The organism is Ruegeria sp. HKCCD7628 (assembly GCF_057221005.1).
Genome location: NZ_JBWVBA010000001.1, coordinates 539,778 through 558,241, shown reverse-complemented (window position 1 = coordinate 558,241; position 18,464 = coordinate 539,778). Strand labels below are relative to the sequence as shown.

The following is an 18,464-nucleotide window of genomic DNA, read 5'->3' as shown; positions in this document are numbered from 1 at the left end:
GAGTTACATGCCCAAAGCGTTGGCAACGCCCGCGAAAGCCCCGCTTGTGCTGAGAGCAGAGATCGTTACGGAATAGGCAAGTACCTGGGTGTTCAGGCGAAAGTCTTCGCCCCTTATCAGGTTCACAGCGGCCATTGAGGCCGCGATCGGGACAGACACACTGGCCACGGCACCGGTTAGTCCCCAACTGGTCAGTCGCAGGATGTCACTTGGTTGTTCGTGGTCGAGGGGGGGCGTGTCCTCCCGATCTATTGGCTGCTCGATAGGTTCTGTCCGAAAAGCGATGCTGAGCAACTGCTCATCCGACAACTGGATCGGCCGGGCTGCCGGAGGCGGCGCCTTTTTTTGTGGCTCGTCCAGTGGGTCTTCCTCAATAGTGTCCAGCTCCGCAAATGGGCCAGAAACTGCCTCGAAAACTTGCTTTCTATTCCGCTTTTTTTTAGCGGGGGGCAGAGTGTCAAATGCACTCATGAATTGTTCGATGGTCAGAACCGTGTTGGGCGATAGCCACTCGACCCGTTTGGTCGCGCAAATGTCGACCATGCGATACAGGATCACCACCAGCATTAGTTCTGAGATTTCGGTGTCATCCAGCAATTCTGAGACGGGAGACACAGTTATTGTCAGTCGATTTTGCGGCAAGGTCACGGCGGGGCGTTTAATCGTTTTCAATCCGGCCGCGCGGTCCACACGTTCGATCCGCGTCTCGCTTGCTGGCACCTGAGTGTCCAGTGTCAGCCGCACAAGATACTGGCTACAAACGATGCTGGCTTCGGTGGAATCGAGAACGCTTTTACGCTCTACCAGATGGCCATAATCTTCCAAAGTCGCAGCCACAATCGCGCTGAAACGCTCGATCGCGCCATCGGTCTCGCCGTCAAACTGCAGGCCACCATGATAGCTGTTCTTCGGAGTCACTGCGCATTCCTCTGCCGCATGTTGTGTTGAAATACAGCCTAGCAAGGAAAATAGGGCAGATTTGGGCGGTAATGGAAAAAAATCACAAATTGCAAAGATTGATTACGCTCAGGAAACCTAGGCATTTTGGGGGCCGTTTAATGTTCATGGCAAGAATGTGACCAAAATGTGGGGCAGTTGCGCGGAAATGTGGCCAGGGTCAGCCGTCGATTCGGGCGGCCATTATCGCGATCGATTGTTGGTACACGGTGGCGGCATTCCATTGCTGGATGACCGCAAAGTTCGGCTGCCCCGGTTGGTAGCCGCGCCCCGGTTTCCAACCCTTTTTGCGCAAAAAGTTGGCTGTCGATGCCAGCGCGTCAGTCATGTTGTAAAAGTCGACGTTACCGTCACCTGTTGCGTCGACTCCATAGGTCAACGCATTGCCGGGTAGAAACTGTGTGTGCCCCAATTCGCCATGTTTCGCGCCCTTGGTAGCTGTCGTAATGCTGCCTTGATCGACCAGTTTTAGGGCACCAATTGCGTGGGGAATAAAGAACTCGGACCGACGACAATCATAGGCCAGCGTGGTGATAGCCGATACAACCTGACTGTCGCCCATAAAACCACCAAAGCCCGTTTCCATCCCATGGATGGCAATAAGTACACCTGCGGGCACTCCGTATTGCCGTTCGAGAGCGGCGTAAAACTGAGGGTTTCGTGCTTTTCGTTTGCGCCCTTGCGCGACGATTGTATCTGTTCCGCGCACTTGCATGAATTTGTCTAACGAGTACTTAAAGCTTTTTTGATTGCGGTCTGCGGCAATTGTTCGGGTGGCATAGGTCGTTTGGGCCAATGCCTGAAGCCCCTTTTTCTTGACGCCAGCACGTTTTGCCTGTCGTGAGAAGTCCTTTTTCCAGGCTTCAAACCCGGCGCTGGTGTTTCCGCATTGGGCAGCAAGCCCAGCTGTAGGAAGGAAAACGGTCAGAGCAATTGCCAAGCGCAACATCATAATAATCCCAAAATACACACCCCAACCTTACGATGCGTCTTTGGTCTGGCAAAGGGCTTAGTACAGGTCCAACTCTCCGCTGTGCTTGAGGGCCTCAAACCACTCATCCGGCGTTTTGTTGATCTTGGCATGTTTGACCATCATGGCGTTCATGTTCGGAAGGTTGGACGAGTCCGGCCAGTCCTCGGGGCTCCACAGGTTCGCGCGGATCACGCATTTAGGGCAGTGCGCAAAAACAGTTTGCACCTTAATCAGAAGTGCAAGTTTGGGCGGTCGGGCTTGCACAGTCATCGAGGCCAGTAGTTTTGGATCAGCGCATATTTGGGCAGTTCCTCGGATACGCAGCGTCTCCATCTTTCCTGGCACGAAGAAGATAACACTGGCGCGTGGGTCTTTCAGGATGTTGTGAAAGGTATCCACCCGTTTGTTGCCGGGGCGGTCAGGGATGGCGATCAAGTTGTCCGACAGCACCTGAACAAAGCCACATGGATCCCCACGCGGGGATACATCCAGATGCTCGTCCGGATTGGCCGAGGCGATCAGGCAGAACGGCGAGGTCGCGATGAAGTCGCGGCACATCTGGTCAAGTGCCGGCAGTTCTTTGGCGATGATCTGGGGCAGGGGCGCGCCGGTGATCCGTTCCAGTTCTTCGGGTGTGGTCACGAAGTTGGTGAATTCGGTGTCCATGCGATCTCCTCCTAATCGTTAGTGTGGAAGATCACCCGGAATGAGACAAGGGCGCCCGGTTGGACGCCCTTGAAAGAATTTTCATCGAAAATTCTTGGATCAGCAGCTGTAGTACATGCCGTATTCTACAGGGTGCGGTGTGTGCTCGTAGGTTTCGACCTCTTCCATCTTCAGCGCGATGTAGCCATCGATCTGGTCTTTGGTGAACACGTCGCCTTGCAGCAGGAAGTCGTGATCGGAGGCCAGAGCTTCCAGCGCTTCACGCAGCGAACCACATACGGTCGGGATGTCGGCCAGTTCTTCGGCCGGCAGATCGTACAGGTTCTTGTCCATAGCTTCGCCCGGATCGATCTTGTTCTTGATGCCGTCCAGACCAGCCATCAGCAGAGCAGCAAACGCCAGGTAGGGGTTCGCGGCTGGGTCGGGGAAGCGGGCCTCGACGCGCTTGGCTTTCGGGCTTTCGGTCCACGGAATACGGACACAACCCGAACGGTTACGGGCCGAATAGGCGCGCAGAACAGGTGCTTCGAAACCCGGGATCAGGCGCTTGTAGCTGTTGGTCGAGGGGTTGGTGAAGGCGTTCAGGGTCTTGGCGTGCTTCAGGATGCCGCCAATGAAGTAGATCGCTTCGTCCGACAGGTCAGCGTACTTGTCGCCAGCGAACAGAGGTTTGCCGTCTTTCCAGATCGACATGTTCACGTGCATACCGGTGCCGTTGTCACCTGCGATCGGCTTCGGCATGAAGGTGGCCGATTTGCCGTAGGCATGTGCAACGTTGTGGATGACGTACTTGTACTTCTGCAGCTCGTCGGCCTGCTTGGTCAGGCTGTCAAAGATCAGGCCCAGCTCGTGCTGGCAGGACGCAACCTCGTGGTGGTGCTTGTCCACTTTCATGCCCAGACGCTTCATGGTCGACAGCATTTCCGAGCGCAGGTCTTGCGCTTCGTCAACGGGGTTCACGGGGAAGTAGCCGCCCTTAACGCCCGGACGGTGGCCCATGTTGCCCATCTCGTACTCGGTGTCGGTGTTCCACGACGCGTCAGTCGCATCAACTTCGTAGGATACCTTGTTGATGCTGTTCGAGAAGCGGACATCGTCAAACAGGAAGAATTCTGCCTCGGGGCCCATGTAGGCAACGTCACCAATACCCGATGCTTTCAGGTAGGCTTCGGCTTTCTGGGCGGTGCCGCGTGGGTCACGCTCATAGGCTTCGCCGGTGTCGGGCTCAACGATCGAGCAGTGCAGGCAGATGGTCTTTTCTGCGTAGAACGGATCGACATAAGCGCTTTCGGTGTCGGGCATCAGTTTCATGTCGGATGCTTCGATCGACTTCCAGCCAGCGATCGACGAGCCGTCGAACATGAAGCCTTCTTCCAGGAAGTCTTCGTCAACCTGGTCCGACATGATGGTGACGTGCTGAAGCTTGCCGCGCGGGTCGGTGAAGCGGATGTCGACGTATTCTGCGTCTTCATCACGGATCAGCTGAAGAACTGCGTCCTTGCTCATACTCTATTTTCCTCTGATTGGAGTGTTCGATTACAGCGCTTCCGAGCCGGTTTCACCGGTCCGGATGCGAATGGCTTGCTCAACGGGCGACACAAAGATCTTGCCGTCGCCGATTTTGTCGGTCTTAGCGGCCGAGACGATGGCGTCGATGGCAGCATCGACCTGATCGTCGTCCAAAACGACTTCGACCTTCACTTTGGGCAGAAAGTCGACCACGTATTCCGCACCGCGGTACAGTTCGGTGTGGCCTTTCTGGCGACCAAACCCTTTAACCTCGATCACGCTGAGACCCTGGACGCCAACGTCCTGCAGTGCCTCTTTTACCTCATCGAGTTTGAACGGTTTGATGATCGCTTCGATCTTCTTCATCCCGGGCTCCCTTTAACTCTTGTCAGGATCGCAGTGACCACGTCTAAGATCGGGCGGCAATCGGATTGCGAATTTGGTCCCGTTTGGCCGCTGGGAAAATAGGCTTAGGTTTAAATTTTAATCAGGTTGCACAAAAAGTAATCGAAACTGAATCGACTGGGAATTTTGAGATGACGGAACTGCTGACGGCTGCTCAGATGCGGGCCATCGAACAGGCCGCGATTGAGTCTGGTGAGGTGACCGGACTGGAGCTAATGGAGCGGGCCGGGCAGGGCGTTGTCGACGCGATTTATGAGGAGTGGCCCGAGTACAAGGATCGAGGGGCCAGCCCCTCGAGCTCCCCGAGGTATTTGAGGCCAGATGAAGGGGATCCACCGCGCGCCGTGGTGTTGTGCGGGCCGGGGAACAATGGCGGTGATGGGTTTGTTGTTGCGCGTCTGCTGCATGCGTTGGGGTGGAACCTTGAGGTGTTTCTGTACGGGGATGCTGAGAAGCTGCCGCCGGATGCGCGAGTGAATTATGAGCGGTGGATGGAGTTGGGGGCTGTCAAAGCTCGAAAGATTGATCCACCACCCTTGGTGGATGAGTATCTGCCTTTCCCGGATCATTTGGACCTGATTGTCGATAGCTTGTTTGGAACCGGTTTGACTCGTCCTTTTGGGGGGGCGTTTAGCCTTTTGTCTCAAGAGGCGGTGAAAACTTTGCTAACAGAGAAAGGTGTTCGGGTTGTGTCCGTAGACACACCGAGTGGATTGTGCGCAGACAGCGGTCGGGCGATAGGCTCTGCAATTTCGGCTGATTTGACCGTTTCATTTCATACTAGAAAGATTGGTCATCTAATCGCGGATGGTCCACGATATTGTGGAAAGACTGTTGTGGCTGGCATTGGGCTGCCGTCACTGGAAAAGCCTGATTCAGCGGCCCGAAGTGCTTTGGTTAAGCTCCACGATCAGGAAAAACTGGTTCGGGTGCTGTGTACGGAAGCAGATCAAAGCAACTTGCCACAGTATCTCTTCAAAAAGCTTTACGAGCATAAATACTCCCACGGTCACGCCCTGATCCTCTCAGGCGGCGCTGCGAAAACTGGTGCTGCGCGGTTGGCGGCGCGGGGCGCTTTGCGGATTGGGGCTGGGTTGGTGACGCTTGGGGTGCCGGGCTCGGCTCAGATGGAGGTGGCGGCGCAGGTGACGGCCCTCATGGTGCAACGGGTTGATGGGGCCGAGGGGTTTGCGGATGTGCTGGGCGACGAGCGGTTGAATGCGCTGTGTCTTGGGCCGGGAATGGGGTTGGAGCGGGCGCGCGAACTGGTGCCGGTTGCGTTGCTCGCCAAGCGGGCGACCGTGCTGGATGCGGATGCTCTGACGGCGTTTGCAGATGATCCGGCGGCCCTGTTTGGGCAGTTGCACGAGAATTGCGTTCTGACCCCGCATGGGGGCGAATTTGCGCGCCTGTTCCCGGATATTGCCGAGAAATTGGCGGCTGCGCCAACCAAAGGCCCGGCCTATTCCAAGGTGGACGCCACGCGCGAAGCCGCCAAGCGGGCGGGGTGTGTCATTCTGTTCAAGGGGCCAGACACGGTGATTGCCGCGCCGGATGGGCGATGTTCGATCAATGCCGCTGTCTATGATCGTGCGGCACCGTGGTTGGCCACGGCCGGGTCGGGGGATGTTCTGGCAGGGTTCATCACGGGCCTTTCGGCGCGCGGGTTCAGTCCGATGCAGGCGGCGGAAACGGGCGCTTGGCTGCATGTGGAATGCGCGCGCAACTTTGGTCCGGGTCTGATCGCCGAGGATTTGCCCGAGCAGTTGCCTGCTGTTTTAAAACAGATCGAAGCCTGATCGCGCTTTGGAGGCAGGCTTGTGTTGCTGTCTGTCTCTTCCGCGTCGCGGGAACCTAGTCACCAACAATTTTAGACAAAAGACGGTCAAAACAAGGCTGATCGGGCAGTTGCCTCTTGCACGCGGGGGACTGGGCAAATAGAAGGCGTCAAATTTGCCCGGCGCGCCGTTTTGCGCGCCCCGAATCCTATGGGGACTACCATAATGCAGGTTACCGAGACGCTGAACGAAGGTCTGAAACGCGGCTATAACATTGTCGTATCCGCCGCCGAGCTGGACGACAAAGTGAATGAGAAACTGGTTGAAGCGCAGCCAGAAGTCGAAATGAAGGGTTTTCGCAAAGGCAAGGTGCCGATGGCGCTGCTGAAAAAGCAGTTCGGCCAGCGTCTGCTGGGTGAAGCGATGCAGGAAAGCATCGACGGTGCGATGAACAAGCATTTTGAAGACAGCGGCGATCGTCCGGCCCTGCAGCCCGAGGTCAAGATGACCAACGAGGACTGGAAAGAAGGCGACGACGTCCATGTCGAAATGTCCTATGAGGCTCTGCCCGCGATCCCCGAGGTTGACCTGAAATCAGTCGAGCTGGAAAAACTGGTCGTCAAAGCCGATGACGCAGCCATCGAAGAGGCGCTGAACAACCTGGCCGAAACCGCGCAGGATTTCAAAGCGCGCCGTAAAGGCTCGAAAGCCAAGGATGGCGACCAGATCGTATTCGACTTTGTCGGCAAGGTTGACGGCGAAGAATTCGAAGGTGGCTCGGCCGAAGACTACCCGTTGGTTCTGGGCTCAAACAGCTTCATTCCCGGTTTCGAAGAGCAGCTGGTTGGCGTTAAAGCCGAAGAAGAAAAAGACGTGAACGTCACCTTCCCGGCCGAATACGGTGCCGAGCATCTGGCCGGCAAAGACGCTGTTTTCACCTGCACCGTGAAAGAGGTGAAAGAACCCGTCGCTGCAGAAGTGAACGACGAGCTGGCCACCAAGTTTGGCGCTGAGGACCTGGAAGCCCTGAAGGGCCAGATCGCCGAGCGTTTGGAAGCCGAATATGCCGGCGCTTCGCGCGCAGTCATGAAGCGTGCCCTGCTGGATGCGCTGGACGAGAAAGTCTCGTTCGACTTGCCGCCGTCGTTGGTTGAGGCGGAAGCCAAACAGATCGCACACCAGCTGTGGCACGAAGAAAACCCGGACGTTGAAGGTCATGACCACGATCCGATCGAACCCACCGACGAGCACAACACATTGGCCGAGCGCCGCGTGCGTTTGGGCCTGCTGTTGGCCGAGCTGGGGCAGAAAGCCGAAGTTGAAGTCACCGATGCGGAGATGACTCAGGCGATCATGAACCAGGCACGTCAGTACCCGGGTCAGGAACGTCAGTTCTTTGAGTTCGTGCAGCAGAACGCTCAGATGCAGCAGCAACTGCGTGCCCCGATTTTTGAGGACAAGGTCATCGACTATATTGTCGAGCTGGCTCAGGTCACCGACAAGGACGTCAGCAAAGACGACCTGCAGAAAGCTGTCGAGGCTTTGGAAGAGGAATAATTCTCTTTCGCCCCTTTCGGGCGAGCAAGATAAAATGCGGAGCCGTCTGGAAACAACGGCTCCGCTTGAGTGGCTTACGCTATGAGGTGAGGGGGTCAGGCCTCATGAGCGAAAGCGCGGGGGGTACTCAGCAGAGCGAACTTCTGCTCTGGCGTAAACTTATCCGAAAGTTCTTCAATCAGCCTCAGAACAGCGTCAACTTCGTCTTTCGAGGTGGCTGCACCCATTTGTTCCACAAAGTACTTTTCGAGCTGATTGAGCGGCTTACGGTCGTAGTTTGCAGCCTTGGGTGCCGCTTTGGTCTTGTCGAACAACGTGCGTGCTTGTTCGTCGCTTAGAAACACATCGTGCGCGATTCCTGCATATTTCCGAATTCCGGAAATCCTTTCGTCCGAGCAATCCATAAGTGCGGCCATGGCAACAACTTTGCCCATTGGTTTGGCAGAGCCTAAATAGTCATACGGAGCGTTACCAGACCGTTGCAGAACCCGGTTCATGACAGGATCAATCACAGCGATCGAATCCAGCACTCCTGCCATCTTTGCGTATTCGAACGACCCTATCATGACCTCGCTGGTTACGTACGAGACCGAATTTTCGCCCCTGCCACGCCCCAGTTTCTTTGTGTCGACGCAAAAACGGGTTGCTTCCCAAACTTGCGCGCTGCGCAGAGGCGGTTCGCCGTCCAGGATCGAGTTAAACACGTCTGCCAGCATATGTGGCCCCGTGGTCTGCAGCAACCGCATGCAGCCTACGACGTCCCCCTCGTCGTTTAGGCTGACCACGTGTGCAGGATTAAGCGTATCAAATTTGTCGACTTCCCGACCGTCGCGGATGTTCACATCCCATCCCAAGCGGTCGCCGAAAACGCGCGCGCGCAGTTGATACATTTCGTCCAAGACGTCTTTGAATTTATGTTGGTTTATACCATCAATCACGATGATCATTTCCATCCCCCTACAGATTGGTTACCGTGAATGGAAAATTAACCAAGTTATGATCTGAGACTATTGGGGGTTTCCCGTAGAGAAGCGGTTTTTTGGTTAACCAGGGGCGATTATTCCAAGTCCTATGGCGCGACCAATCGCCTGTGGCGTGGTCAAAGCCCCGAGTTTCTCGCGGCCGGACCTAACGTGAACTTCAACTGTGCGGTGCGAGATCGAAAGAATATCGCCGATGTCCTGTTGCGACTTCCCTTCCGCCACCCATTGCAAAATCTCTTTCTCACGCGTGGACAGGGTTGGCAGATACAGGGCTTTTGCCAAAAGCCCGGACTGCATGACGGTGTCATGCGCCTGGACTGCCGCCAACTGCAGGTCTCCCATAACGTGTCGCTTCAGTCTTTCCCATTCCTCATCCGAGCAGTTGCGGGTCACGTTCAGCAAGCCACATTCGCCATAGGGACCCCGGACCGGAACGGTCAGCCCCCTCGGGGTAATTCCAAAGTCGTGGGCGTCTTTGAAAACCGTGTGAAACTTTTCATCTTGGCTAAAACGACTCCAGTCCACCGGTGCGATGCTAAGCATGGATTGGTACAAAGTTGGATCGAAGTGATGAAACCCTTGGCTTCCGTAGTGGATCTTCCATTCGTCGGGGTAATTTGCATAGCCCTGAACATCCCCTTTGACGGGGTTGAAAGTTGCATAGGATGCGTAATCAAAGCCAAGTTCGTTGCAAACGGCATTGATAATGTCCGCCGCAGACCTTTCTTCCTGTTCGATCCTGGCTAGGTCGATGAGTTTCAAGTGTCTAACCTTCGTGATGACTACCCTCTCCCCAGAGCATAGTCGTATCTGTCCAAATTAAAGCATACGTTGCGTCACCTTGATGATGTGACGCAAGCAAATAGTTCGCTTTGCATGGTGTTAATGCAGTGAAATGGCAATAGATACGTAGGAATTGGCCTGTTTTTGCAGCGGTATTTTGCGGATTGTTGCCGACTGCAGGACAAGTTGTCTCACTCGGGTTTCAACCCAGTCTCGACGAGCAATCCGCGGGCCTTGGCCTCAGGCCAATAGCCTTTGGCATACAGGAAAATCGCGCGCTGCTGATCGCCGTCGGACAACAACCATGCTCCGCGTAGGTATTTGCCCGCGAATTCCAGATTGGTATCGGCGTCCAATAGGCCCTGTGGGTCACCACTGTAACCCATGGACCGGGCTGTCGCCGGAAGGATCTGCAACAGTCCGTAATAGGGACGGTTCACCGCCCACGGCCGGTGCGTGCTTTCGCGGATGGCGAGCTTGTGAACCAACTCTCGCGGGAGCTCGTAGTGATCGGCCCATTTGTTGATCGAGGCCCGCAACTCGGGCGTCTCATTGGGATAAAGCGGAGGATCAAATGCGGCACGTGTCGGGGTGTCCGGGCTTCCGCATGCAGCAAGAGGCGCGGCGAGCAACAGGGCAATCAGATTACGGCGCATGATTTTGGTCATCGAGATCTCCGGCGTTTGTCGCGATACTAGGAAACTTGGTTTCGTCCGCAAGGGTAGCGGAAGATTCCGGCTGAAATATGCCGTTGGGACCTTGAATGAAAAAAGGCCGCGCATGATGACGCGGCCTTTCTCAAATCCAGTGAAGAAGATCAGGCTTTTGCTTCGTCTTCTTCCGCAGCTGGTGCTTCGTCAGCAACCAGGTCATCGTCGTCCGACGCGGCCGAACCGATGTCGTCGAACAGCTCGGCGATTTCGAATTCAGCGGCTGCTTCTTCTTCGGCAGCCAGTTCCTGGATCGACTTGCCCGAAGCTTGCAGTTCGGCTTCTTCTTCCGAACGGGCGACGTTCATCTGAATCTCGACTTCGACCTCGGGGTGCAGTTTGACTGCGAGCGAGTGCAGACCCAGTTCCTTGATCGGTGCGATCAGGGCGATCTGTTTCTTGTCGACGGTGAAGCCAGCTTCGGTCGCGGCCTCTGCGGCGTCACGCGGAGTGACCGAGCCATACAGAGCGCCAGCATCCGATGCCGAGCGAATCACGATGAACTGCTGACCGTCCAGCTTTTCAGCCAGTGCTTCAGCTTCTTTCTTGGTTTCCAGGTTGTGCGCTTCAAGCTGCGCCTTGCGGGCTTCGAACGAGGCGATGTTCGACTCGGACGCGCTCAGGGCTTTGCCTTGGGGCAGCAGGAAGTTGCGGGCGTAGCCAGGCTTGACGTCAACGACGTCGCCCATCTGACCCAATTTCGCAACGCGTTCCAGCAGGATAACTTGCATGTCAGTCTCTCCTTACTTCACGGCGTAGGGCAGCAGGGCGAGGAAGCGGGCGCGCTTGATAGCACGGGCGAGTTCACGCTGCTTTTTCGCCGAAACGGCGGTGATGCGCGAAGGTACGATCTTGCCACGCTCAGAGATGTAGCGCTGCAGCAGACGGGTGTCCTTATAGTCGATCTTCGGCGCGTTGTCGCCCGAGAACGGGCAGACCTTGCGGCGGCGGAAAAATGGTTTTGCGGCCATGGTTTAATGTCCTTTCGTCAGGCGTTGATCAACGGCGCTCGCGGCGGCCTTCGCGCTCGTCGCGCTTCTGCATCTGGACCGAGGGGCCCTCGGCATGTTCGTCGACCTTGATGGTCAGAACGCGCATGACGTCTTCGTGCAGGCGCATCAGGCGCTCCATTTCCTGAACCGCGCCAGCAGGCGAGTCGGTTTTCAGGAAGGCGTAGTGGCCTTTGCGGTTTTTGTTGATCTTGTAGGCCATCGTCTTGACACCCCAGTACTCGCTTTCGACGACGTTGCCGCCGTTGTCAGCCAGAACGGTGCCGAAGTGTTCGACGAGGCTTTCTGCCTGCGCGTTGGACAGATCCTGACGCGCGATCATTACATGCTCATACAGTGGCATGTGCACTCCTGTTTATATCAAGGCGCATTTCATAGGCGGGGCCATCTGGTCCTTCGCGACCCTGCCACGAGAGGCTGCGCGATTCATACGATTAGCGAAGGATGGCCCCGTATACACGTTTATTGCGACGGGGCAAGTCCCGTCACATATGCCTTGGTGAAGTCGTGCTATTTCCACCGCGACGCCCAATTCCTGACGCTTTTCAATTCGATCTTAACTCTCATACCGGGACAATAACCGGACACACCGGACCCAAGTCGGCAACCTGAGAAACAGGGTGAGAGAAATGACCGCGATAAATACGAATACACTCGAACAGACCGCGTCAAACGCGAGTTTTGAGAAATCCGTTCCAGTTCTGATCGCGTTCGCGCCGAACTGGAAAGTCCGCATGATCCTGGCGCGCATGGTTGGTGCGTTCCTGATTGTGATGGCATTTTCAATGTGGCTCGCTCCGGGCTCTGCCATGGCTACCGAAGTCTGGCCGATCAAACTGGCCGCGTCGCTTGCCTTTCTTGTTGTCGGTGTCAGTCTTCTGACCATTCAGGTGATGGATGCCCGTCCTGATGCGTATTTCGATCCGATCCGCCGTGAGGTGCGCGTTTTGCAAAAGAACGAAAACGGTCGGCCCCAGACTGTTCTGCGCCGCAGCTATGACACGCTGGGCGGTGCCAAGTTCAGCGATGACCAGGTCGAGCTGTTCGACGTGGACGGCAGCTTGTTGATGAAGCTGCCGTTGCAATCGGCGGATGTCAGCCGAGCGCTCAAGGGTCAACTGAGTGGAAGTGTAACAATCTTCGCCTGAATTTTATTCTGTTCATATAGGAACAGAAGTTGTGAGCGAATAAAGCTTGTGTGCCGCCCCTTGGCGGCACATTTTCGTTACCGAGCAACCCAACAGGTTTGCATCCACAACATTGCGGAGTTTGTCATGAAACCCATCCTTCTTGCTGCTGCACTGGCCGTGTCGGCGACTTCGGCGTTTGCAAGTGCCGAGAAATACGTTCTGGACCCAAGCCACAGCCAGGTAATTTTCAACTATAACCACCTTGGTTTTTCGACCACCTATGGCATGTTCTCGGGCTTTGAAGGCGAGATCCTGTTCGACAAGGAAAACCCGGCTGCGTCCAGCGTGACGGTTTCGATGCCCGTTATCGAGATGTTCACGGGCTGGAAACCGCGCGAAGATCACTTCATGACCGAAGATTTTTTCGGTGCCGCTGAAGGCGATCTTGTTACCTTCACGTCCACCAGCATCGAAGTGACAGGCGAGAACACCGCCAATATCACCGGCGATTTGACAATGAATGGTGTAACCAAATCGGTCGTACTGGACGCCAAGCTGAACCAGGCGGGTGAGCATCCGATGGCAGGCAAGCCGTGGGCTGGCTTCGACGCGACGACCACTCTGATCCGCAGCGATTTCGATCTGGGCCAGTTCGCACCCTTCGTGGGTGACGAGGTTAATGTTCAGATCTCGGTCGAGGCGCAGAAAGCCGAGTAAATAAGGCTACTATTCTAGAATCGAAACCGCCGGAGCTTTTTGCCCCGGCGGTTTTCGTTTGTTCGCCGCTATTCACCGCGCGTAGCAGTCAGCTCGACGCTTACAGTGACTGCGAAGCCCAGTGAAGCTTCGGTGGGTTGCGATGTGCCCACATCGAAATCCATGCGGTTCAACTCTAATTCACCAGAAACCGTCGCGGTGTCGCCTTGCAAATCCAGAGTGAACGGCAGCACAACGTCCAAGGACTTGTCGCGGATGGTCAAGGGGCCGCGTGCCTCATACCCGGTTTCGGTTTTGAATAGATCTGCCTTAAACAGCGCCGTGGGATATTGTGCGCCGTCGAAAAAATCCGCGCCCATAGCTTGATCACTGACCGTGCCTAGGCTGAGCGACGGGATTGAGATCGTCACCTCGACCGAACCGGCCAAGCCGGGCTCGGCGGGCTCATCAAAGGCTATGGCGGCCGTCCAGTCCTGGAAGCTACCGGTGACTGGGCTACCCAGCTGGTTGATGGTAAGGCCCAGAGTTCCTTCCTGAACCTGCCAGTCCGATTGGACTTCGGCCAGTGCCGTGGCTTCGCCCTGAGCGTAAGAGTGATGGCTGAACGCGCCGATGCCCCAGCCGCCGACCAAAACCGCACCCCAGACGACGAGCGCGGCAAGCGCGGGTGTCTTCGAATGGTGTTGGGCCGGGGGCTCGGGGGCTTGGGCTGAGCCAGGCAACATACGCCGCAATGTGCTGTCTTTGTCGATGACGTGGTGTTTCAGCGCCCCGGCAATATGCAGCACCAGCGCACCTCCAAGAGTCCAGACGAACAGCCAGTGCAGGCTGGCGGTGAATTCGGCCAGATGTTGGGATTTGGGGACCAGCGGCAGGTTTTGACCAAACGGCCAAAGGATCGGCGCAAAGCCTTCAGCTGCGGCGTGGTGTATCCAACCGGTCAGCGGTGCCAGCACCAACGAGCCGTATAGCAGCCAATGCACGGTTTCCGCGGCAAAAGCCTCGGGCTTATTGTCGGCGTTCAAAAGGCCGGGTTTGGTTTGGGTCAGGGCCCAGAGAATGCGCGCGAGGGCTACGAAAAAGACCGCCACGCCCAGCGTTTTGTGCAGTGAGAACAGGCGCGCCGCGCGGGTGATGTCATCCTCGGTCGTCGGGATGTTCGGGTCATAGATGGCCTGTGCCAGATCATTGGCGAAATAGCCCAGCGGAAAGGCGGTTAAGATCAGCAGGGCGGTCAGCCAGTGGAAGGTCTTGGTGACGCTGCCATAGCTGGAAAACGTGTTGGTCGAGGGCATCGGGTGCTCCGGCGAAAGGGTGGTTGGGTTCAACCTATCGCCGTGCGGGCAGGACTCAAGGGCGCAGGGCGCACAGATACGGTGCCTTTGTGCAGAGATCAGGCAATGCTTGTGCCGCGCGATCACACAGTTTACACCCCGCCGCAACCTAACGTCATCCAAGAGGTTGCAATGACACGCGCATTTGTTTTCCCGGGGCAGGGCGCCCAGACCATCGGAATGGGCAAAGCTCTGGCCGAGGCTTACCCTGCCGCACAGGCGGTTTTTGACGAGGTGGACGAAGCCTTGGGAGAAAAGTTGAGCAGCCTGATCTGGGACGGTGATATTGCCGAGCTGACCCTGACGCAAAACGCACAGCCTGCACTGATGGCCACGTCCATGGCGGCGATGCGGGCGCTGGAGGCCGAGGGCGTCTCGATCACCGATGCAGCCTTTGTTGCCGGGCATTCGTTGGGGGAATATTCCGCGCTGGCCGCTGCTGGTGCGCTGACGGTTGCGGATACTGCGCGTCTTCTGCGCACCCGTGGTCAGGCGATGCAAAGCGCCGTGCCAGTGGGCGAAGGTGCGATGGCCGCGATCCTTGGGCTGGACCTTGAGGCCGTGCGCGCCGTGGCGGATGAGGCCGCACAGGGTGAAGTCTGTCAGGCCGCAAACGACAATGACCCGACACAGGTTGTGGTCTCGGGCGCGAAGGCTGCTGTGGAACGCGCGGCCGAGATTGCCAAGGAAAAGGGCGCCAAGCGCGCAGTCATGCTGCCTGTCAGCGCGCCCTTCCATTGTGCCTTGATGCAGCCTGCTGCTGACGTGATGGCCGAAGCTTTGGCAGGGGTTGAAATCAAATCGCCTGCCGTGCCGCTGATTGCCAATGTGCGCGCCGAGGCGGTCAGTGACCCCGATCTGATCCGTCAGTTGCTGGTCGAGCAGGTCACCGGCTCGGTCCGCTGGCGCGAAAGCGTGCAGTATATGGCCGCGCAGGGCGTTACCGGCACGTGGGAGATCGGGGCAGGGAAAGCTCTGTCCGGGATGATCCGCAAAATCGACCGTTCGATCGCGGGTAAAGCTGTCGGCACGCCGGATGACGTGCAGAATGTGACCCAGGCCGAATCGTAAGATACCGCGCGTCGCGTGGCGCGTAGATAAAGGATAAGAGAATGTTTGATTTGACAGGTAAGAACGCACTGATCACCGGTGCCTCGGGCGGGATCGGTGGTGAGATCGCGCGCTCTCTGCATGCTGCAGGCGCTACGGTGGCGCTTTCGGGCACGCGTGTTGAACCGCTGGAGGCGCTAGCCGCCGAACTCGGCGATCGTGCCCATGTGCTGCCCTGTAATCTGAGCGACCCTGAGGCTGTGGTCGCCCTGCCAAAGCAGGCGACGGATGCGATGGGGTCGGTCGATATTCTGGTCAACAACGCGGGTATCACGCGTGACAACTTGTTCATGCGCATGTCGGATGACGAATGGCAGAGCGTAATCGACGTTAACATGACCTCGACCGCGAAACTCTGCAAAGGCGTGCTGCGCGGCATGATGAAGGCGCGTTGGGGCCGGATCATCAACATCTCGTCCGTGGTGGGCGCGACGGGCAACTCCGGTCAGGCGAATTATGCCGCGTCCAAGGCGGGGATGGTCGGGATGACCAAGTCGCTGGCATACGAGGTCGCAAGCCGCGGAATCACGGCCAATGCGGTGGCGCCCGGCTTTATCACCACGGCGATGACCGACAAGCTGACTGACGATCAGAAGTCGGGCATCCTGGGTCAGGTTCCGGCCGGACGTATGGGGGACGCGTCGGAAATTGCCGCGGCAGTTCTGTACCTTGCCAGCCCCGAGGCCGGATATGTGACCGGAACCACCTTGCATGTAAACGGCGGTATGGCCATGTTGTGACCACCTGTCGGGGCAGGCGCGAAAGCGTTTGCCTTGGGCGTTGTCTGTGCTATAGGCGGCGCATCAATTCGGGGGTCGGCCGTAGGGTCGGCCTTCTAGTTTCCCGGCAATCGGGAACCCAAACCGCCCAGACGGGCACATCAAGGCCAGCCTGAGCGGGCAAGGGCAGAACCGGGCACTATGCCCTGAAATGGAATGAGGAATAGACATGAGCGACGTCGCAGATCGCGTTAAGAAGATCGTTGTTGAGCACCTGGGTGTTGAAGAAGATAAAGTAGCGGAAAACGCTTCCTTCATCGACGATCTGGGCGCAGACAGCTTGGACACTGTTGAGCTGGTCATGGCCTTCGAAGAAGAGTTCGGCATCGAGATCCCCGATGACGCAGCCGAGACCATCCAGACCTTTGGCGACGCCGTCAAATTCATCTCTGAAGCGTCCTAAGACCTTAGAGAATCCTAAAAAGCGGCGCTTCCGGGCAACGGAGGCGCCGTTTTTTGTTGCGTGGACGCTATTCGGGCTTGTCAGAGGTTGTTTTCGTCCGCACCCTTTCCACTGAGGCAAAAAATTCAGAGCGGGCAGGGCATGATACGATCCACCCCGATGATAAACACGGCACGCTTGACGCTCTGCGCCATGCGGCCTGAGGATTTCAACCGGTTCGCCGAGATCTGGCGCAATCCGTGTGTCGTGCGGCATATCGGGGGCAAGCCACGGTCGCGCGGCGAAGCCTGGGATTCGTTCTTGCGCAATGCGGGGCATTGGCAGATGGCCGGATTCGGCCAATGGGCTGTAATTCAGCAATCGAATCGGCAGATGATCGGACAGGCCGGGTTTTTCTATGGCAATCGCGCGCTGGGCGAGGATTTCGACGACTTTCCCGAAGCGGGTTGGGTGCTTGCCCCAGAAGCCCAAGGGCAGGGCATGGGCCTTGAGGCCGCGCAGGCCGCCCATGACTGGTTCGACCGGATTATGCCCGGTCCATTGGTTGCAATGGTAAATTCCGACAACTTGGCTTCGCAAAAACTGGCGGCGCGGTTGGGATATGTCGAAATGCGCGAGGATGATTATCAGGGGTCTCGCGTGTGCCTGTTGCGGCGAAACGGTCCTCCGACGCGGCACTGACAGTGCGGTTTGCGATGCCGCAAAAAGTCCGCAGTTTGCCGAAACTGGTAATTTCGCGGACCGGTACTGCGTGTATGCTGATCTCATGTGCAAAGGATTGAGCGGAGGATCAGGCTCATGAGGATTTACCCCACTATGGAATTGCAGAACGGCCGGTGTGTCACGCTGGACAAGGGCCGTCTGGACGAAGCTATGATCTGGCATGTGAACCCTGCCGAAACAGCCCGCAGCTGGGCGGCCGCAGGGGCGGAATGGATGCACCTGACGGATTTCGACGCCATCGAAGGGCGTGATACCAATTCGGAACTGGTCGAAGAGATCATCCGGTCAGCCGAAATCCCGGTGCAGTTGGCTGGCGGTATGCGCACGCGCGAACAGGTCGAACGCTGGATTGACAAGGGAGCGGGCCGGATCGTCATCGGGACGTTAGCTGCCTGGGACCCCAATCTGGTGAAGGAATTGGCCAAGCTGTATCCGGATCAAATCGTTCTGGCTGTTGATGTCTGGCAGGGCTTCGTCATGACAGAGGGGTGGCGCAGCCAAAGCGCCTTTACGCCGGACGCATTTGTCGAAGCATTTGCAGACACGCCTTTTGCGGCCATTCTGGTGACCGATATTGATAGCGATATGAACGATGTCGAAGCTCAGCTGGGTCTGATTTCCGGGTTGGCAGAAAAGTCACGCACGCCGATTATTGCCAGTGGCGTGGTGCGCTCTGCCGACGATATCTCACGGCTGGCCTACATCCCGAATATCTCGGGTGCGCTGGTTGGGCGCGCGCTATTCCGTAAGACATTGGAACTGTCCGATGCGTTGGAGGTTGCGACCGCTGCGCATGAACCGGTCGCAGAGTTCCAATAATCGAAGACCAACCCAAGGACGCCGCCCTTTCAAGCTATAGCAAGGGCGGTTTTCCGCCTTTTATGCTGTTTGCCAGTGTGCCGATACCAAGATGGCGCGAACAGCTTTCCGGCGGAAT

Annotated in this window: 21 protein-coding genes; 9 read left to right on the top strand and 12 right to left on the bottom strand. The window is 57.0% G+C overall.

Features of this window, described 5'->3' with window-relative positions; all coding sequences use genetic code 11:
* Nucleotides 1–3 precede the first annotated feature (3 nt).
* The 5 genes from AC2TAD_RS02770 to AC2TAD_RS02750 all read right to left on the bottom strand — a co-directional run bounded on the left by AC2TAD_RS02770 (nucleotide 4) and on the right by AC2TAD_RS02750 (nucleotide 4,471).
* On the bottom strand, nucleotides 4–918 hold the full coding sequence (locus tag AC2TAD_RS02770) for a hypothetical protein (RefSeq protein ID WP_480865807.1): 915 nt from the start codon (nucleotides 916–918) through the stop codon (nucleotides 4–6).
* Between the two features lie 199 nt (nucleotides 919–1,117).
* Entirely contained in the window at nucleotides 1,118–1,909 is a 792-nt protein-coding gene (locus AC2TAD_RS02765; RefSeq protein WP_480865805.1) for a lytic murein transglycosylase, read from the bottom strand.
* A 57-nt stretch (nucleotides 1,910–1,966) separates the two neighbouring features.
* Nucleotides 1,967–2,596, bottom strand: coding sequence for an MSMEG_1061 family FMN-dependent PPOX-type flavoprotein (locus tag AC2TAD_RS02760; protein ID WP_480865803.1), 630 nt, complete (start codon nucleotides 2,594–2,596; stop codon nucleotides 1,967–1,969).
* Between the two features lie 99 nt (nucleotides 2,597–2,695).
* Complete coding sequence (gene glnA, locus AC2TAD_RS02755; RefSeq protein ID WP_170354533.1) at nucleotides 2,696–4,102, bottom strand: type I glutamate--ammonia ligase; 1,407 nt, start codon at nucleotides 4,100–4,102, stop codon at nucleotides 2,696–2,698.
* A 30-nt stretch (nucleotides 4,103–4,132) separates the two neighbouring features.
* On the bottom strand, nucleotides 4,133–4,471 hold the full coding sequence (locus AC2TAD_RS02750; RefSeq protein WP_170354532.1) for a P-II family nitrogen regulator: 339 nt from the start codon (nucleotides 4,469–4,471) through the stop codon (nucleotides 4,133–4,135).
* Between the two features lie 170 nt (nucleotides 4,472–4,641).
* Between AC2TAD_RS02750 and AC2TAD_RS02745 the strand changes: the two genes are divergently transcribed.
* Both AC2TAD_RS02745 and tig read left to right on the top strand, forming a co-directional pair.
* The gene (locus AC2TAD_RS02745; protein WP_480865801.1) at nucleotides 4,642–6,309 is read left to right on the top strand and encodes an NAD(P)H-hydrate dehydratase; all 1,668 of its coding nucleotides are present in this window, start codon (nucleotides 4,642–4,644) and stop codon (nucleotides 6,307–6,309) included.
* A gap of 204 nt (nucleotides 6,310–6,513) precedes the next feature.
* Entirely contained in the window at nucleotides 6,514–7,845 is a 1,332-nt protein-coding gene (tig, locus tag AC2TAD_RS02740; RefSeq protein WP_170752995.1) for a trigger factor, read from the top strand.
* Nucleotides 7,846–7,940: 95 nt separating this feature from the next.
* Here the strand turns inward: tig and AC2TAD_RS02735 are convergent, their stop codons facing one another.
* The 6 genes from AC2TAD_RS02735 to rpsF form a co-directional block, all read right to left on the bottom strand.
* Nucleotides 7,941–8,792 (bottom strand): acyl-homoserine-lactone synthase, encoded by an 852-nt coding sequence (locus AC2TAD_RS02735; RefSeq protein WP_480865800.1) that lies wholly within the window; start codon nucleotides 8,790–8,792, stop codon nucleotides 7,941–7,943.
* A gap of 96 nt (nucleotides 8,793–8,888) precedes the next feature.
* Nucleotides 8,889–9,590 carry a helix-turn-helix transcriptional regulator gene (locus AC2TAD_RS02730; RefSeq protein WP_170354529.1) on the bottom strand — a complete coding sequence of 234 codons (702 nt, stop codon included), beginning with the start codon at nucleotides 9,588–9,590 and terminating at the stop codon, nucleotides 8,889–8,891.
* Nucleotides 9,591–9,802: 212 nt separating this feature from the next.
* The gene (locus AC2TAD_RS02725) at nucleotides 9,803–10,279 is read right to left on the bottom strand and encodes a transglycosylase SLT domain-containing protein (RefSeq protein WP_170354528.1); all 477 of its coding nucleotides are present in this window, start codon (nucleotides 10,277–10,279) and stop codon (nucleotides 9,803–9,805) included.
* A gap of 149 nt (nucleotides 10,280–10,428) precedes the next feature.
* Nucleotides 10,429–11,052, bottom strand: a complete 624-nt coding sequence (rplI, locus tag AC2TAD_RS02720) for a 50S ribosomal protein L9 (RefSeq protein WP_170354527.1) — start codon at nucleotides 11,050–11,052, stop codon at nucleotides 10,429–10,431.
* A 12-nt stretch (nucleotides 11,053–11,064) separates the two neighbouring features.
* The gene (gene rpsR, locus AC2TAD_RS02715) at nucleotides 11,065–11,292 is read right to left on the bottom strand and encodes a 30S ribosomal protein S18 (RefSeq protein WP_005982441.1); all 228 of its coding nucleotides are present in this window, start codon (nucleotides 11,290–11,292) and stop codon (nucleotides 11,065–11,067) included.
* Between the two features lie 28 nt (nucleotides 11,293–11,320).
* On the bottom strand, nucleotides 11,321–11,674 hold the full coding sequence (rpsF, locus tag AC2TAD_RS02710; RefSeq protein WP_170354526.1) for a 30S ribosomal protein S6: 354 nt from the start codon (nucleotides 11,672–11,674) through the stop codon (nucleotides 11,321–11,323).
* Between the two features lie 286 nt (nucleotides 11,675–11,960).
* Between rpsF and AC2TAD_RS02705 the strand changes: the two genes are divergently transcribed.
* Complete coding sequence (locus AC2TAD_RS02705; protein WP_170724420.1) at nucleotides 11,961–12,479, top strand: hypothetical protein; 519 nt, start codon at nucleotides 11,961–11,963, stop codon at nucleotides 12,477–12,479.
* A gap of 126 nt (nucleotides 12,480–12,605) precedes the next feature.
* Nucleotides 12,606–13,178, top strand: a complete 573-nt coding sequence (locus AC2TAD_RS02700) for a YceI family protein (RefSeq protein WP_170770485.1) — start codon at nucleotides 12,606–12,608, stop codon at nucleotides 13,176–13,178.
* 68 nt (nucleotides 13,179–13,246) lie between these two features.
* Here AC2TAD_RS02700 and AC2TAD_RS02695 read toward each other — a convergent pair whose 3' ends face one another.
* A complete protein-coding gene (locus AC2TAD_RS02695) occupies nucleotides 13,247–14,473 on the bottom strand; it encodes a cytochrome b/b6 domain-containing protein (protein WP_480865797.1) in 1,227 nt (408 codons plus the stop codon).
* Between the two features lie 171 nt (nucleotides 14,474–14,644).
* On the opposite strand from AC2TAD_RS02695, the gene fabD reads away from it, so the two are divergent.
* From fabD to AC2TAD_RS02670, 5 genes are all read left to right on the top strand, one after another.
* Nucleotides 14,645–15,583, top strand: coding sequence for an ACP S-malonyltransferase (gene fabD, locus AC2TAD_RS02690; RefSeq protein ID WP_480865795.1), 939 nt, complete (start codon nucleotides 14,645–14,647; stop codon nucleotides 15,581–15,583).
* A gap of 41 nt (nucleotides 15,584–15,624) precedes the next feature.
* Nucleotides 15,625–16,362: a 3-oxoacyl-[acyl-carrier-protein] reductase gene (fabG, locus tag AC2TAD_RS02685; protein ID WP_480865793.1), complete on the top strand. Its 738-nt coding sequence runs from the start codon at nucleotides 15,625–15,627 to the stop codon at nucleotides 16,360–16,362.
* 208 nt (nucleotides 16,363–16,570) lie between these two features.
* The gene (locus AC2TAD_RS02680; protein WP_008756330.1) at nucleotides 16,571–16,804 is read left to right on the top strand and encodes an acyl carrier protein; all 234 of its coding nucleotides are present in this window, start codon (nucleotides 16,571–16,573) and stop codon (nucleotides 16,802–16,804) included.
* Between the two features lie 141 nt (nucleotides 16,805–16,945).
* Nucleotides 16,946–17,485 carry a GNAT family N-acetyltransferase gene (locus AC2TAD_RS02675; protein ID WP_170752566.1) on the top strand — a complete coding sequence of 180 codons (540 nt, stop codon included), beginning with the start codon at nucleotides 16,946–16,948 and terminating at the stop codon, nucleotides 17,483–17,485.
* 117 nt (nucleotides 17,486–17,602) lie between these two features.
* Nucleotides 17,603–18,346 (top strand): 1-(5-phosphoribosyl)-5-[(5-phosphoribosylamino)methylideneamino]imidazole-4-carboxamide isomerase, encoded by a 744-nt coding sequence (locus tag AC2TAD_RS02670; protein ID WP_170752567.1) that lies wholly within the window; start codon nucleotides 17,603–17,605, stop codon nucleotides 18,344–18,346.
* Nucleotides 18,347–18,464 lie beyond the last annotated feature (118 nt).